Below are 15949 nucleotides of genomic sequence, written 5' to 3'. Positions count from 1 at the left end.
ACCGCGGCCCGGCAGATGGCGCTCGGCATGCCGGCGTCGTCGCCCGAGCAGTTCGACAACCAGTTCCTCGGCGTCCCGCTCCCGAAGGGCTTCAGGCTGAAGATCGGGCCCCGTGACGCCGTGAGGGCGATCCCGCTGATCGGACGCATCCTGCCGCGCACCCTCGGCTTCGGCCGCGAGGTGCGCCGCGCCGTCGCCGAGGCCGACCGCCTCTACGCTCGGGCCGACGTGCTCGAAGCGATGAGCGACGAGCGGCTGGTCGCCCGATTGTCGCTCCTGCACGACGAGCTCTGTCAGGTATGGACGGTCGCCTGCGTCGGCAACGTGATCGCGTCCGGTGCGGTGGGGCTCGTCGAGCGGAAGGCCGGGAGCGGCACGGCCGGCGCCGTACAACGCGACCTCGAGGCGCTCACCAGCGCCAGGATGCTCCTCGGCGTCGAGCGGCTCGCGGCTTCCGCGAAAAGCGCCCCGCATGTCGCGCAGACCTTGCAGGGCAAGTCCCCCGTCGACGCGCTGAAGGAGATCCGCGCCTCCTCCTCCGACTTCGCCGCGACGATCGACGAGCTGATCGCAGCGCACGGGCACCGCGGTCCCGGCGAGACCGAGCTCGAGAACCCGACGTTCGGCGATGCGCCCGAACTGCTGGTCGACGCGATCGCGAAGACGATGCTGAGCGCCGGTCGTCGCCCCGAGCACGGGCGAACCGCGGGCCGCGCCGCGAAGCTCGCGGCGCGATCGATGCAGCTTCGCGAGCAGGTGCGCGACGCGGCGATGAAGATCACGCACGCGCTGCGGCTGGCCGCCCGAGAGCGTGGGCGGCGACTGACGCAGTCCGGTGTATTGGGCGACCCGTCCGACGTCTTCTATCTCAGCTTCGACGAGTTGCTCGATCCGCCGCAGGACGGACGCTCGCTCGTCGAACGGCGCCGGACCGAACGCGAGCGGCTCCGCGGGATCCGTCTCCCGCTTTTCTTCAACGGACGCTGGGAGCCCGAGACGGAGTCGCCGGCGCGGCTCCTGCAGGGCGAGACCCTGTCGGGCCTCGCGGCCTCGTCGGGGGTCGCACGGGGCCGGGTTCGCGTGCTGCGCTCGGCGCACGACTCGCTCGAGCCGGACGAGATCCTCGTCGCCGAGGTGACCGACACCGGCTGGACGCCGCTGTTCTCCTTCGTCGCCGCCGTCGTCACCGACCTCGGCGGGATGATGTCGCACGCGGCGGTCGTGGCGCGCGAGTACGGCGTCCCCTCGGTCGTCGGAACGCGGGAGGCGAGCCGGCGGCTCGCCGACGGTCAGATGGTGGAAGTGGACGGTACCGCTGGCGTGATCCGCGCGCTCGACTAGCGCCATGGATCTCGCCTACACGCCCGAACAGGACGCTTTTCGCGCCGAGCTTCGCTCGTGGCTCGAGGCCAACCTGCCGCCGGGGCCCGGCCCGCGCGACCCGAACGAACGTCTCGAGTTCCTGCGCGACTGGCAACGGACGCTCGCCGGCGCGCGGTGGGCGGCTCCGCATTGGCCGGCCGAGTACGGCGGGCGCGGCGCGAGCATCGTCGAGCAGATGATCTACCACGAGGAGATGACGCTGCGGCGTACGCCGCCGTTGCTCGGCGCGATCGGTATCGGCCTTCTCGGGCCGACGTTGATCACGCACGGCACCCCCGAGCAGAAGGAACGCTTCCTGCCGGCGATGCTGGACGGGACCCATCATTGGTGCCAAGGCTTTTCCGAGCCGAACGCGGGCTCCGACCTCGCGTCGCTCAAGACCCGCGCGGAGCTCCGCGACGGCGTGTTCGTCGTGAATGGACGCAAGATCTGGACCAGCGGGGCGCAGATCGCGAACTGGCTGTTCGCGCTCGTTCGGACCGACCTCGACGTGCCGAAGCACGACGGGATCAGCTTCCTGCTGATCGACATGACGTCGCCGGGGATCGAGGTCGCGCCGATCACGCAGATCAGCGGCGAATCGGAGTTCTGCGAAGTGACCTTCACCGACGTCGAAGTGCCGGCCGAGAATCTGGTCGGCGGGTTGAACCGGGGGTGGAGCATCGCGCACACCACCCTCGGGCACGAGCGGAGCACGCTATTCCTCGGCAGCACGATCCGCTACGAACGGATCGTCCGAGAGCTTTTCCATCACGCGAGCGAAGCTCGCTACCACGGCGACCCGTCGATCCAAGACCCCGAGGTTCGCCAGGAGCTCGCGCGAGCGCTCGTCGACGTGTCGATCATGAAGTACAACGGCTTCCGGAGCCTGTCGGCGATCCTCCGCGACGGCGAGCCGGGGCCGCAGAGCTCGATCGCCCGGCTGTTCGTGAGTCTCTTCGAGCAGCGCCTCCACTCGACCGCGATGCGCCTGCAGGGACCGCAGGGCCTCCTCTCACGGGGCTCGCCGCACGCTCTCGAGAAGGGCCGGTGGCAGCGCGGCTACCTCCGCACGCGCGCGAGCACGATCGGAACGGGGACGGCGGAGATCCAGCGGAACATCATCGCGGAGCGGGTGCTCGGTCTTCCCACCGATCGGGACCGCGCGTAGATGTCGGTACTCAGCTGCGGTCACCGGCCTTGACGCCTTAGTTCTTCCCCTCGAACTCTGAAATCAAGTCGTCCAACTGCCGCGCACGAGCCTCCGACGGCGTCACTACGATGAGTGTTGGTTCGTCGGCATCTTCAAGTAACGTTTGAATGCGGCGCAGATGATCCAGAATCAGGCGCGTCTGGCCCAAGGGATCCATCTTCATTCGTCCTGGCCGGAGGACCACCACAGACACACCCTCAGCGAGTAGGGCCTCGTACAAGAGCTTCTTTGCTCCGAAGTCTTTTACGTTGACGGTGATCAGCGCGTCAGCGTGTCGGCTCCTGCAAAGGCCAGGAATCGCTTCATCCGCAGTACCAGGAGCCTGGGACTCAAGGATGTGCTCGAAGTCCGCTGCCTCCAGTGCGGCAAGAGAGCGGACCGTACGGTCGGAGAGCTGCTCATCCAATAAGAACTTCACGCAACAAGACGGACGCTTTCGAATTCGAGCGCCTGTCGAATAGCCGAAACAGCGAGGCCCGGGTAGTTCCTACGGATCTCTAGGATTGTTGACTTGTCCGCCGTCAGCCCATCGGCGAACGAAGCGATGATGGCAGTCTCAATCCGAGTTCCCGAGATTGTGGGAGATCCGGCCAAAACGCGGACGTTGGAGACAAGCGTCGGCCGACGAGGGATGACGAGCGCACCACTTTCCCATGCGCGGCGGATCGCCTTGGTGTGTTTGGTCAGGTCCGGCAGGACGCTATCGAGCACGCCCTGTGCGCCAGGAATTGCTATCGATTCCAGGCCAGAGGACACCACCACTCTTCCATCTGTGCCCCGTGTGAACCTGAGCTCACGCCAATCGTCAGCGAACTGACGATCCAGCAGCCAAGCAAACGCCTCACGCACCCGAGGGAGAGACACTTGGAACTCATCGCGCAGGCGCTGGACGATCGCAATCTTAAGCAACTGTTGGAAAGAGAGGATCGTGGGTCGCCCAGGAGAGCCCTTGTAGATGGGTTCCCCGATGAGCTGGGTGTCAAGCCAATAGTGGACCTTGCGGGGTGTCATACCGGGTTGCAGGATGCGACAAGTAGTGGGGACTGAGAAGGCGCCCTTGCCCAACGGTACGAGTGTCCTGCCGATGTCCACGCGACCCCCCTCGACAAGCTTAATCCTAATCGCCGAAGACGACAGTCTTGGTAAGACAGGCGTTGCGTAGCAAGGTGATCCGGATCACCAAGCTAGCGATCTTCAGCAGACCAAACGAGGTGGGTTCCTGAAATCGAGGCTAAACGGCGAGGGTCGCGACCAGAACCTGCTTGCGGATCTTGCCGGTCTCGGTGCGGTCGAAATCGTCCACGAACCAGAACTCGACGGGCACCTTGTAGTGGGCGAGCCGCTCACGCAACCACCGGGTCAACTCCTCGGCGGTCGCTTCGGTCCCCGGCGCCAGCCGCACCCACGCGTGCGGAACTTCTCCCAAGCGGCCGTCGGGGATACCGACGACCGCCGCCTCGGCGATCGCAGGGTGCTCGATGAGCTCGCGCTCAACCTCGACGGGGACCACATTGAAGCCGCCGCGGATGATGACCTCTCTCGCCCGTCCGGTGATCGTGAGGTAGCCGTCCGCGTCGAGGCTGCCGACATCCCCGGTGGCGAGCCAGCCGTCGGCGTCGAGCCGCGAGTCGTCGGTCCCGATGAGGCTCGGCGAGACGTCACCCCCACGGACCCAGATCTCTCCCTCGCCGTCGGGGGGGAGGACGCGGCCCGCCGCGCCGCGGATCTGCAGCTCGATGCCGGGAACCACACGTCCGACGAGTCCCGGCGCGTGTCGTCTCCCGTCGCGCAGATCGGCGATCTGCTCGAAGGCGATCACTCCGGTCTCGGTCTGCCCGTACGAGATCTGCACCGGGATGCCGAAACGCGTCTCGAATTCCTCGCGGAGGGCCGGCGGCACCGGAGCGGCGCCGGTCGTAACGATCTTCGCCGGCGGCGCGAGATCGCCGACTTCAGCGTCGAGCAGCATCCGCATCATCGTCGGGGTCAGCGCAAGGTTGGTCACGTGATGGGCGCGCACGAGCTCGGCGAAACGACGGGGCTCGAAGCGCCGCACCGAGATGATCCCCCGGCCGCGCCACAGCGAGAACAGGGTCCCGAAGATGCCGGCCATGTGCGCCATCGGCGTCGCCGTCACCTGACGGGGCGGCGCCGCGACCGGCCTCGGCAACGCGTCGGGATCCACCGCGTGGGCGGCGATGCGGTCGATGAGCCCCCACGCCATCCGCATGCTGTACACGACGCCTTTCGGGCGTCCGGTCGTGCCGGAGGTGAACAGGATCAGAGCCGGAGCATCCAGCCGCGCGAGCGGCGCCTCGGGAACGGCGGCGTCCGACGTGAAGAGGCGTTCTTCGTCCAAGGCCACGTCCGGGTCGAGCCCGAGCTCGGCCGTCGCGACCACCAGTGCGGGCGACAGCACCTCGAGCAGGCCGGCGCGTTCGTGCTCGGGGAGCGCGGAGGACACCAGCGCCGGAACACCGCCGGCGAGCCAGACGCCGCCGAGCGAGGCCAGGAACGCGGCTCCGTTGGGAGCGGTGAGCGCGACGCGCGCGTCTGCGGGGAGCGGCCCGATGTCCTGCGCGACCGCGGCCGCCGCCGCCGCAAGCTTCTGGAACGTCCAGGTAGAGCCGCCATCCTCGACGACCATCGGCAGTTCCACGCCGGCCCGGGCAGTCAGCAATACCGCCGGGCTCCGTACGGTTCCGTCGGAAGACGACTTCAGCACCAGCCACCCCTTTGACGGCGCGCGCGACGCCAAATCGCCGCTCCGGCCCGTACAGTTAAACTAATTATACTTTTCTCACCGTTGGCCGGTCAAGGCGCTCGAGCCGGCCGGAAAGGCGGCCCGATCAAGGGACTTCATCATTACTGAAAAGGCTGAACGAGTGCTATTTTTTAGCCTGCTGACCCCCATGGCCAAGCCCGAGGCCGGCCGTCCAGGAGCCATCGTCTATGAGCGCATCACATCGTTTCCGAGGAGATTTCGGCTTCCGGCCGCTGGTCGACGTCTACACGCCGCGGCTCGAGGACATGCACCCGCAGGCGACCCGTTTCGGGCTGCCGTTGCAAGGGATCTGGGCCTACGGGGCGCTGCGCGACGAGACCGGGAACCTGTACGGGCTGTACCGAAAGCTCGTCGGGCCGCTGACCTCGGGGCTCGGGCTCATGGCCGTGCGCGACGGCCAGCTCCGCGTCGACCCGGCTTCGGTTCGCGCCGCGCGGGGAGCGATCACCCGCCGGATCGATCCCGACGTGCACGCCTACGAAGGACAACCGATGCCCGGCGAGCAGCCGTTCGCGTTGCGCGTGAGCGACACCTCGATGGAGTGGTCCGAGGGGGACATCATGTCCATCGAAGCGACGATCGGCGGCCCGGGGTTCCAGGTTTACATGCCGGACCGCACCGAGTCGGCGTTCTACGCGTCCCAGCTCTACCGGGCGGAGGGCACGATCCTGGGGAAGCCGGTGCGCGGATTCACCCTCTTCGACCAGAGCTACATGCCGAGCGGGATCGACTGGCGCGAGAGCGTGATCTTCGAAGACCTCGAGCATGTCTGGGGCTCGTTCGCGACCGAGTACGAGGACGGTTCCCTGGAGTGGGGTCACCTCGCGTTCGGCAGGAAGAACTTCGCGTTCGCCGTCATCGCGAACGACGAGGGGCCGATCCTGGTGACCACCGATGTCGATGGCGGCGTCGACGTAGACGCGGACGACTGGGCGGCGCGCATCCTCTTCCGCGCCGGCGGCCAGGAATGGGAGTGGATCGCCGATCCCGACGGCCGGCTCGGGGATTTCTCCGCGTCGCGGCGCGGGTATCTGGCGCAGACAGGGTGGACCCGGCGTGTGGGGGACACGCGCACGCCGCGCCGATGGTTCGCGTGGCAGGAGACGTTCCCCGATCGCATCCGCGAGGATCGCGTTCCGGGCGCGATGTGAGTGCGCGAGCGCCTGACCTGCGCTGATCGGCCCTTGCCACTTACAGTTAAACTAATTACACTTTTCGCGCTGAGCGCGAACGATCGCGACCTGTAGCGGGTGAGGGATGGGGCGATGAGGATCCTGGTCACGGGCGCCTCCGGCGTTTTCGGACGCGACGTCACGCACCGTCTCTGGCAGAGGGGCCACGACGTCGTCGCGCTCTCGCGGAGCCGGCCGGTGAACCTCCCCAGCGGCGTCGAGTTCGTCTCGGCGGACATCCGCGACGGCGCCAAGGTCGAGAAGTCGATGGCCGGCTGCGACGCGGTGGTTCACCTCGCGTGGACGGTGACTCCTTCGCGCCGCGTCGAGGATCACCACGAGATCGACATCGACGGCACGCAGAACGTGCTCGACGCGATGGCTCGGACCGGCTGCGGCCGTTTGGTGTTCGCGTCGTCGGTCACCGCGTACGGTGCGCTGCCCGACAACCCGGCGGCCCTGAAGGAGACGGATCCCTTGCGGCCGCCGCCCGAGCAGATCTACGCGAGCAACAAGGCCGCCGCGGAGAAGATGATCATCGCGAGCGGCGCACCGGCGGTGCTGGTCCGCGCGTCGGTCGTGCTCGGTCGCGAGGTCGACAACGTCGGGATGCGGATGTTCGCGACGCCTGCGCTCGTCCAGGTTCGTGGCGATCCCGGCCGGATGCAGCTCCTCCACCCGGAGGACATCGGCCGCTTCTTCGCCGAAGCCGTGTCGAGCGACCGCACCGGACCGGTCAACCTTGCCGCCGACGACGTGCTCCCGATGGCGGAGGTCGGCCGGCTGATGGGGAAACGCGTCGCGGTGGTGAGCGAGTCGGCGCTCAAGCGGGCGCTCGACGCGATGTGGAAGTACAACCTCGCCGAGGTCGACCCGGCCGCGTACCAGACCCTGCGCTTCATGCCGGTGGTCGACACGGCCGTCCTCCGCGAGGAGTGGGGGTTCCGGTGCGGCTACACCACGGCCGAGTGTGTGCAGGACTTCGCGCGGTCGACGAGCTGGTTCCGGTACCTGGGCCGGCGCCGGGTCGAGCTGCCGTGGCGCACGAAGTACCCCGTCACGCGGATCCCCATCGAGACTCCGCCGCCGGACGGCACCGACATGGTCGCCGCCGCGCCGCCGGGGGTGGCCGGCGAGTTCGACAACCTGGTGGACCCCCGGTACGCGACCTACACCGCCGCCAACACCTCGGAGGCGTTCCCCGGTCCCCTTACGCCGATGTCGCTCGAGGTTGGGGTGCGGAGCATGCGCGCCGCCGCCGAGATGACCGGGCACGTGATCGGGATCCGGGAACCGCTCCGGAGCCACCTGTGGCACCGTTCGACCGGCCTGTTCGGTCACGCCGTCTACGCGAACCTCTCGGTGATCCACGAGATGGCGCAGCAGATGCCGGGCTACGACCCGGAGGCGTGGAACGAGCTGATGTTCGGCGGGGCCGAGATCAAGGCGGAAACTCCCGCCGCCTCGAGGTCGCAGGCCCTCCGGACGGCCGGCCGCGTCGTGCCGCGACTCGGCTACTACGCGAGGGAGATCGGCCGGTTCGAGCGGCAGATCCCCGGCCTGGTGATGAGCGTCGCCGACCTGGCCTCGCTCCCCGACGAGCGGCTCGTCGCGCGGCTCGGGCTCATGCACGACATGGTCGTCCACGCCTGGGGTCTGGCCGCGACGGCGAGCGCCTGGGCCGCAGCCGTCTTCGGCGCGATCGAGAAGAAGGCCGGCAGCTCGGTCGCCGTCTCGATCCGCGGCGGACGCGACCGGCTCGCCAGCGCCGGCGCGCTGCTCGCCGTGCAGCGACTCGCCGCGAAGGCTCGGAAGGATCCCGCGGTGGCGGAGGTGCTCCGGTCGCGCCGTCCCGGCGAGGCGCTCGCGGAGATCAGGGCCTCGGCACCGGCGTTCGCGCGACTGGTCGACGTCGCGATCGCGCGGCACGGCCATCGGGGCCCCTGGGAGACGGAGCTGTCGAGCCTCATGTTCGGCGACGCGCCCGAGCTATTGATCGACTCGGTCGCCAAGCATCTCGACGCGCCCGAGCGTTCCACGCCGCCGGTAGTGCGGCTCCGCGCGAGCGTGCGCGCGATGTCGAAGATCGGTCATCACTTCCAGCGGACGCGGGAGCGCGGCCGCGACGCGGCGATGGCGATGACCCATCAGTACCGGCTGGCCGCCCGCGAGCGCGGGCGTCGCCTCGCACGCGACGGGGTGCTCGACGATCCGGGCGACGTCTACTACCTCACGCTCGATCAGGCGACGGAGCCGCCGGCGAACGTGAGGGAGATCGTGGCTCGCCGCCGGGCGGAACGCGAACGGCTCGCGGGGCTTTCGATGCCGATCACGTTCACCGGTCACTGGGAGGCGCAGACGGCGGACGTCGAGCCGCTGCGAGCCGGCGAGGAACTGCCCGGGATCCCGGCTTCCTCGGGCGTGACCCGCGGCGTCGTTCGGATCCTTCGATCGGGCACCGCCGACGACCTCCAGCCCGGCGAGGTGCTGGTGGCGAAGCTGACCGACACGGGATGGACGCCGCTGTTCGGCTATGCCGCCGCCGTGGTCACCGACATGGGTGGGCAGCTCTCGCACGCCGCGGTCGTGGCGCGCGAGTTCGGCATCCCGTGCGTCGTGCAGACCAACACCGCGACGCTCCGGCTGCGGACCGGCCAGACCGTCGAGGTCGACGGCGGCACCGGCGTCGTGCGGGCGATCGACTGAAACCGGCGATGGACCCCATCCCGGTGATCCTGGATACCGACGGAGGCGTCGACGACTGCGCCGCGCTCTGGTTCGGACTGACCTCGCCGGCCATCGAGATCGTGGCGATCACGTGCGTCGCCGGCAACGTGAACGCGGCGCAGGCCGCCCGCAACGTCGCCAAGGTGCTGAAGGCCGCCGGTCGTAGCGACATCCCCTTCTCGATCGGCGCCGATCAGCCGCTCGGGCCGGGCCCGGCGATCCCCGGCGACCTGCCCGTTCACGGCTCCGACGGCTTGGGCGACGCGGGCATCCCGGACGCGGCCCTCGACCCCACGACGGAACCTGCGATCGAGCTGATCCTGCGGCTCGTCGATGCTCGGCCGGGAGAGCTCACGCTCGTCGCCGTCGGACCTTTCACCAACGTGGCGCTCGCGCTGCGCTCGGAACCGTCACTCGCCGGACGGGTGAGGGATCTCGTGGTGATGGGAGGAGCCGCGCAGATGCCCGGCAACGTGACCGCGACCAGCGAGTTCAACGTCGCGAAGGATCCGACGGCCGCGGCGGAGACCGTCGCCGCATCGTGGCCCAGGCCACCGACCATGGTGGGATTGGATGCGACGCATCAGGCCACGATGGGCGCTCGAGAGCTCGACCTTGTCGCCGAGCGCCGCACTCCCGCCGCGGCGTTCATGGCCGATCCGCTGCGGACGTACCATCGGATCCAGTCGATGGTGAGCGAAGACGGGACGGTGCCGTGTCACGACGCCCTGGCACTCATGGCCGTCGCGCACCCCGAGCTCCTCATCACCGAGGTGCTTCCGGTGAACGTCGATACCGGGGGCGGCGCGGCGTGGGGAATGACCGTCGTGGATTTCCGGGCTCGCTCTCTGGCGTCGGGAAGCATCCCCGCGGATCTCCTCGGGCTGGCGCAGGAGGCATTCTTCGCCGGGAAGCATCCCTGGCGCGTCGCCTTGGGGGCCGACGTGGACGGGTTCCGCGCGCGCCTCAACGAACTGTTCGGCCGCTGATCCCGCTATCCCAGCACTACGATGGAATCGGCGACGATATCCAAGATGTCTGAGGCCTTCACGCCCACAGCTACGCTCGCATTCGGTCGGCGAGCGCCCTTCACTCCCCGGCGGTCGGCGACGGTCATCCCGCGGCCTGCTCCGCCGGTCAGGACCTCGATCGCGAACTCGCGGAATTCGAAGAGTTCGGGGTGGGTGAGCGCGAGCACAGCGCACGGATCGTGCAAGGGGCCGAGGGCGTCCTCGAAGAACACCTCCGCGTAGGCCTCGGCGAAATGGCCGAATAGGTCGGCCATGAAGCGCGCCAGGGCCGTCCCCGCCGCGGCGACGCGAGCGATGAACTCGGCTCCAACGAGGACGCGATGCGTCACGTCGAGCGGACACATCACGAGCGGAACGCCGGATTCGAACACGACCGCCGCGGCCTCAGGGTCGGCCCAGATGTTGTACTCGGCGCCCGGTGTGACGTTCCCGAAGTCCAGCCCGCCCCCCATGATCGAGATGCCGCCCAGACGGCGGCCGAGCGCCGGATCGGCTCGAAGGGCGAGGGCAACGTTCGTGAGCGGCCCCGTCGCGACGATCCACAATCCGTCGGTCGTTCGGGACTCGGCGAGCAGACATTCCACGGCGTTCATCGTCTCGGGCCCGCGCCTGGGGTCGGGAAGATCGGGTCCCGCGAGCCCGGAGTCACCGTGGATCTGGGGGAAGTGATACGGCTCCACCACGAGCGGCCGGGAGGCACCAGGACTGACCGGCACATCCGCGCCGAGCAACGACAGCGCGACGAGAGCATTGTGGGTCGTTCGATCCAGCGGAGCATTCCCGCTCACCGTCGTGACTGCTCGCAGGTCGGTGAATCGATGCGCCAACAGGATCGCCACGACGTCGTCGTGGCCCGGATAGCAGTCCAAGACCACCGGCCGTTTCATCATCCGTGACCCTCGATCTCTTGACCCTTCGAAACGAACGGAGGTACTGTATCCGCACGGAAAACGTTTTCCCAAAGAAGCCTTCGAGCAGGAGTATGGGGAGCCCGTGTCGATCAAACAGGCGTCGCGACGCGCTCGACCGGAACACCGCGCTGACGACTCGACGCGCATCGATCTCGCCCACGCCCTCCCGCTCAGCTCGCGCCGATGGGCGGCATGGACACTCCTTTACCTTGTCCCCGGCGCGTGCGGAGCGGTCGGCATCGCCGCTGCGGTTGAACACGGCAGGGACACCCCGTGGGTCGCGCCACTGTCCGCGCCCATCCCCGGCCTCGCGCAGTTCGTTCAGGGTGGGTGGGTCGCCGGGTCGCTCTTCCTGCTCGTCGCCGTCTTCGCTGCGGTTCGGTGGATCTTCCGGGAGGACGGATGGCTGCCGCCCGTTGTGATCGGCGCCGCCGTGTGGCACGCAGCCGCCGGAACCTGGTGGAGCCTGTTCGCGGGGGCCGGCGCAGCGCTCGGACTCATCCTCGTCGGACGCGGGCTCGCGACGTGGCGCCGCGAGGCGAAACGTCGACGCTTCCGCGCTCTGCGTGCGCAAACGTCGGTTCGCGAGCCCGCCATACCGCCCCCATCCGCTGCAATCTCCAACCGGCGTCCGGCGGAAGTGACCACCACTCTGCAAGAGCAGTTCCTCCGTCGATTCCTCGATTTCGGACACCGGCCCATCGACGACTGGACCGCTTTCAGCGAAGGAGGCGAGGCTACCGACGGCGCGCTTCGATACCAAAGCGTTCTCTCCGCATGGAGTTTGTACATCGCGCAGAACCGGTTGACGCCTGCATACCGGGAGGCGGCAGCGACATCGATCCGGAACCTGGCGGAACGCTGCCGCGATCATCGCGTGTGGAACTACTGGCGCAGGAACAACCTTGCCGGCGCTTTCCGGCTCGATCCCGACCCCTTCATCGAAGAGAACGTCATGTATTCGGGCTACGTCGCCGACATCATCGGGATGTACGAGGCTCTGAGTGGCGACCATCGATTCGACGAGCCGGGGGGATACTCGGTAACGGACGGCAAGCGCACGTTCGGCTGGAACCACATCGATATCGTCGATCGCCTCGCCGAGCAGCACGCCACGAGCCCGCTCGGGGCCATCCCGTGTCAGCCGGGCTGGGCGTTCCCCGCCTGCCAGACGTTCTCACTCCGGGCCATCATGCTGGGCGATCGCGTTCACGGACAGGACCACTCATGGGCGATCGAGCGATTCCTCGAGGCGTTCCGATTCTTCATCGGTCGCGAGGGAGCCATCGCTCTGTCCCGTCACAACGTCTTCGGTATCGGATATCCGCTCAGCTACATGCTGGCGCTGAACGGCCAGGCCGGAACGGGAGCCTTCATGGCGCCGTTCGCGCGCGATCTCGCCGAGGAGCACTACGCCAAGCAGGTGAAACCCTGCACATTCCTCGACGGCGAAGGGAAGACGCGGCTTCGCTTGCGCAGGATCGACACGCTCGACACCAGCTACGGCCGCCCCAATCCGGCCCTGCCCTACGCCACGGTGCTCCTGTACGCGCGAGAGATCGGGGACGAGGAAACAGCGCGGGGGCTCCAGGCATCTCTCGAGGAGATGCTCACGCCGGATGGAGCGTGGCCGGCGCCCGGCACGGTCGTCTCCAACGCGCTCACGTTCATGGCGCTCATGGGCACCGAAGGCGGGCTCGCCGCGGCCCATCGGCGGGTGGCTTCGGCCGAGACGACGCCGGAGCTAGAGTCCGCTCCTTATCCGCGAGTCGTCGTCCCTCGAGCCGTCTGGACGGGCTCGTCGCTCCAGCTCGTGATCGCTCCCGGCCCTGATCCGAGTGCCGCGGTCGAGGTTTCCTTCGGCCGTCTCGGCGCGGGGCGCTCCTACGCCTTGCAGGGACTCGGCGAACCGCTGGTTCGCCGAGCGGACGAGGACGGGCGGCTCCACCTCCAGGTGCCCGGTGACCGACGCCTTCACCTCGAACTCGTCCCCCGCTGACCTGCAGGACCCGGTGGCATCCGCGGAGAATCCTACCCTTGACGATAGTCGATAGATAATTGTACGGTTTCGATTCGGTAATCGTTTACCACAGGAGGCGGGGCCAGCCCGAGGCGGATGCGACCCACTCCGGCACCCTTGCGAACCCGGCGAGGCACGTTCCTGCTCCTGAGCGCCGTCGTGCTCGGAACCCTCGCCGCCGGGATGGCGCTCCCCTTCGTCGTCGCCGACCCGATCCCGACGGCCTCGGGGCCGTCGGGCGATTTCGGAACATCGCCGACCGCCTTCCCCACCGCGACGGGCGTTGCCTCGGAAAGCCCGTTGCCCGGCTTGAGCCCAACCGGTCTCGGGCCGGTCTCGCCCGGTCCAGGAGGACCGACGACGGGTCGGCCCGGATCGCCCGGCGGGCCGCTCGCCGTGACGGACCGGGGGGTCACGGCGAGCAGCATCAAGCTCGGCGTCCTCGTCCCGGACGTCGCCGGGCTGAGCGCGATCAACATCAGCGTCAACGCCGGCGACGTCGAGGAGCAGTTCCGCGTCTACTTCAACCGGATCAACGCAGGCGGCGGGATCCTCGGCCGCAAGATCGTCCCCGTCTTCCGCACGTACGACCTGCTCGACGAGAGCGACCGCAACAGCGCGTGCATCTACATGACCCAGGACCAGAAGGTGTTCGCCGTCTTCGACGGAGGCGTGTTCCTCGGGCCGCCGATGCTGTGCATCGCCCAGCAGAACCGAACGCCGTTCATACGGCAGCCCGGCGTCCCGGACGAGTACGCCGCCGCGGCGGGCGGATATCTCGTCACGATCGGCCCCGGCCTTCAGCGTTTCGACCGTAGCTTCGCCTGGGAGCTGCACCAGAGCGGCGCGCTCAAGGGCAAGCGGATCGGAGTGTTCGGCGACTCCTATCCCGACAGTAAGCCGGGGATCGATGCGTTCGTCGCGACCCTTAAGCTGCTCGGGTACTCGATCACGCACCGCACGGAGCTCGCCATCAACTCGGGGACACAGAACGCCCAGATCCCCGTTGAAGTGGCGGAGATGGACCGCAAGAACGTCGAGGTCGTCATCATCATGTCGGGAGCGACGCAGGGCCCGAGCTTCGTACAGAACGCGGAGGCTCAACAGTACTTCCCGACGTACTACGTCTCCGATCACTCGTTCTCGTCGTACGACGCTTATGCGGAGCGGATGCCGCAGTCCTTCGACGGCACGATCGGGTTCACCACGCTCCGGACCGGCGAGGCGCGAGCCGGATTGCCGGAACCCGCCTTCGACGCTCAGTGCCGGGCGACCTACAACAAGGCAACCGGCAAGAACATCGCGCGCGGAACCACCGAGAACCAGCTCATCATGCAGCAGTGCACGATCGTGGAGCTCTTCCAGGACGCGGCTTTGCGGGCGGGGGTCACGCTGACGCGCGACCGGCTCGCGGCCGCCTTCCAGGCCCTCGGGCCGGTGACGATCGCCAACTCGGGGCGAGGATCCTTGGGGCCGGGAAAGCTCGGCGCCGGGGACCAGATCCGTACCGTTCGGTGGTCGTTCGCCTGTAAGTGCTACCTGCACGTGAGCGGATTCCGAGACCTCCGGTATTAGGACGCCTCATGCGATCGGCCGTCACCCTCCCGAAGGCCCACCTCCACATCCACCTCGACGGAGCCGCCCGCCCGGAAACCATGGCCGAGCTCGCCGGCCGGGCCGGCCTGACCGGTACTTCCTTCGGGACGTGCACCGACTGGCCGAGCTTCCTCGGGGAGATGGTCGCCGGCTTCCTCGCGATATCCACGCTGGAGGATCTGACGAGGATCTGCCGGGAGTTCGTCGAGGACGAAGCCGCACAGGGATGCCTCTACACGGAGGCGATCATCGCCCCGCTCGTGTGGGCCAAGCTGGGATCGCCCGACGAGGTTTTCGCGTCCATCCGCGAAGCGACCTTCGGCGCCGCGGAGGAGCTCGGGGTCGAGGTGCGCTTCCAGGTTGCCGCACTGCGGGACCTGCCCCCCGAAGTGGCCGAGGACTCGGCCCGGTTCGCCGCAGAGCACGCTGGGGACGGGATCGTCGCGTTCGGCCTGGCCGGCAGCGAGGCACCCTTCCCGCCGCAGCCGTTCGCACGGGCGTTCGCCGTCGCGCGAGAGGCGGGACTGCTCAGCGTCCCTCACGCCGGCGAGATGGCGGGCGCGGACTCGGTCGAGGCGGCGATCGACCTCCTCGGCGCCGATCGGATCGCTCACGGGGTGAGGGCGGTGGAGGACCCGGCCGTCCTGCGCCGGCTGGCCGACGAGAAGATCACGTGCGATGTGTGCCCGACATCCAACGTCCGGCTCGGGGTGGCGGCCGACATCGGCTCCCATCCGATCGCGCGGATGCTGGCCGCCGGGGTGCCGGTCACGATCAACGCCGACGACCCGCTGCAGTTCGGGTCGGGCGCCGGCAACGAATACGAGATCGTTCGGCGCACCTTCGGACTGAGCGACGACGACCTCGCCGCCATCGCCCGGACGAGCGTCCATGCATCGGGAGCGACCGCCGAGACGAAGGCGCGCATGCTCGCCGGGATCGAAGCGTGGCTCGCACTGCAGCCGGCCGAGGTCGGATGACGCGTTCGCGCACCGTCGCCGAGCCGGCGGCCCTGGCCGCGACGGTCCTTGAGGAGGAGGCCCGCCGGCAGGCGGATCAGGAAGCGCGTCACGCGGAGACCGTGCTGCCCGACGACCTCCTGCCCGGCGTGGGGGGGGGGGGGGGGGGGGGG

Annotated in this window: 12 protein-coding genes; 8 read left to right on the top strand and 4 right to left on the bottom strand. The window is 68.5% G+C overall.

What is annotated here, in order from left to right; translation table 11 throughout:
* The coding region (locus WEB06_07395; GenBank protein ID MEX2555438.1) for a PEP-utilizing enzyme at nt 1–1341 on the top strand (1341 nt) is incomplete at its 5' end.
* Nucleotides 1342–1345: 4 nt separating this feature from the next.
* Nucleotides 1346–2533 carry an acyl-CoA dehydrogenase family protein gene (locus WEB06_07390; protein ID MEX2555437.1) on the top strand — a complete coding sequence of 396 codons (1188 nt, stop codon included), beginning with the start codon at nt 1346–1348 and terminating at the stop codon, nt 2531–2533.
* A gap of 37 nt (nt 2534–2570) precedes the next feature.
* Here WEB06_07390 and WEB06_07385 read toward each other — a convergent pair whose 3' ends face one another.
* The 3 genes from WEB06_07385 to WEB06_07375 form a co-directional block, all read right to left on the bottom strand.
* Nucleotides 2571–2993, bottom strand: coding sequence for a DUF5615 family PIN-like protein (locus WEB06_07385; GenBank protein MEX2555436.1), 423 nt, complete (start codon nt 2991–2993; stop codon nt 2571–2573).
* Nucleotides 2990–3667: a DUF433 domain-containing protein gene (locus WEB06_07380; protein ID MEX2555435.1), complete on the bottom strand. Its 678-nt coding sequence runs from the start codon at nt 3665–3667 to the stop codon at nt 2990–2992. Before WEB06_07380 ends, WEB06_07385 begins: the two co-directional genes overlap by 4 nt.
* A gap of 139 nt (nt 3668–3806) precedes the next feature.
* Nucleotides 3807–5300 (bottom strand): long-chain fatty acid--CoA ligase, encoded by a 1494-nt coding sequence (locus WEB06_07375; GenBank protein MEX2555434.1) that lies wholly within the window; start codon nt 5298–5300, stop codon nt 3807–3809.
* A gap of 227 nt (nt 5301–5527) precedes the next feature.
* Here WEB06_07375 and WEB06_07370 point away from each other — a divergent pair, with 227 nt between their 5' ends.
* The 3 genes from WEB06_07370 to WEB06_07360 all read left to right on the top strand — a co-directional run bounded on the left by WEB06_07370 (nt 5528) and on the right by WEB06_07360 (nt 10248).
* A complete protein-coding gene (locus tag WEB06_07370; protein ID MEX2555433.1) occupies nt 5528–6511 on the top strand; it encodes a hypothetical protein in 984 nt (327 codons plus the stop codon).
* A 114-nt stretch (nt 6512–6625) separates the two neighbouring features.
* A complete protein-coding gene (locus tag WEB06_07365; GenBank protein MEX2555432.1) occupies nt 6626–9238 on the top strand; it encodes an NAD-dependent epimerase/dehydratase family protein in 2613 nt (870 codons plus the stop codon).
* An 8-nt stretch (nt 9239–9246) separates the two neighbouring features.
* Entirely contained in the window at nt 9247–10248 is a 1002-nt protein-coding gene (locus tag WEB06_07360) for a nucleoside hydrolase (GenBank protein ID MEX2555431.1), read from the top strand.
* Nucleotides 10249–10253: 5 nt separating this feature from the next.
* On the opposite strand, the gene WEB06_07355 is transcribed toward WEB06_07360, so the two are convergent.
* Complete coding sequence (locus WEB06_07355) at nt 10254–11180, bottom strand: nucleoside hydrolase (GenBank protein ID MEX2555430.1); 927 nt, start codon at nt 11178–11180, stop codon at nt 10254–10256.
* Nucleotides 11181–11283: 103 nt separating this feature from the next.
* On the opposite strand from WEB06_07355, the gene WEB06_07350 reads away from it, so the two are divergent.
* The 3 genes from WEB06_07350 (at nt 11284) to add (ending at nt 15797) form a co-directional block, all read left to right on the top strand.
* Nucleotides 11284–13200, top strand: coding sequence for a hypothetical protein (locus WEB06_07350; GenBank protein ID MEX2555429.1), 1917 nt, complete (start codon nt 11284–11286; stop codon nt 13198–13200).
* A gap of 138 nt (nt 13201–13338) precedes the next feature.
* Nucleotides 13339–14796 (top strand): ABC transporter substrate-binding protein, encoded by a 1458-nt coding sequence (locus tag WEB06_07345; GenBank protein MEX2555428.1) that lies wholly within the window; start codon nt 13339–13341, stop codon nt 14794–14796.
* Nucleotides 14797–14804: 8 nt separating this feature from the next.
* Nucleotides 14805–15797 (top strand): adenosine deaminase, encoded by a 993-nt coding sequence (gene add / locus WEB06_07340; GenBank protein ID MEX2555427.1) that lies wholly within the window; start codon nt 14805–14807, stop codon nt 15795–15797.
* Nucleotides 15798–15949: the final 152 nt, after the last annotated feature.

This window comes from Actinomycetota bacterium (assembly GCA_040905475.1).
GTDB lineage: Bacteria > Actinomycetota > AC-67 > AC-67 > AC-67 > DATFGK01.
The sequence above is the reverse complement of the archived record's forward strand: the minus strand, read 5'-3'. Positions and strand labels throughout refer to the sequence as shown.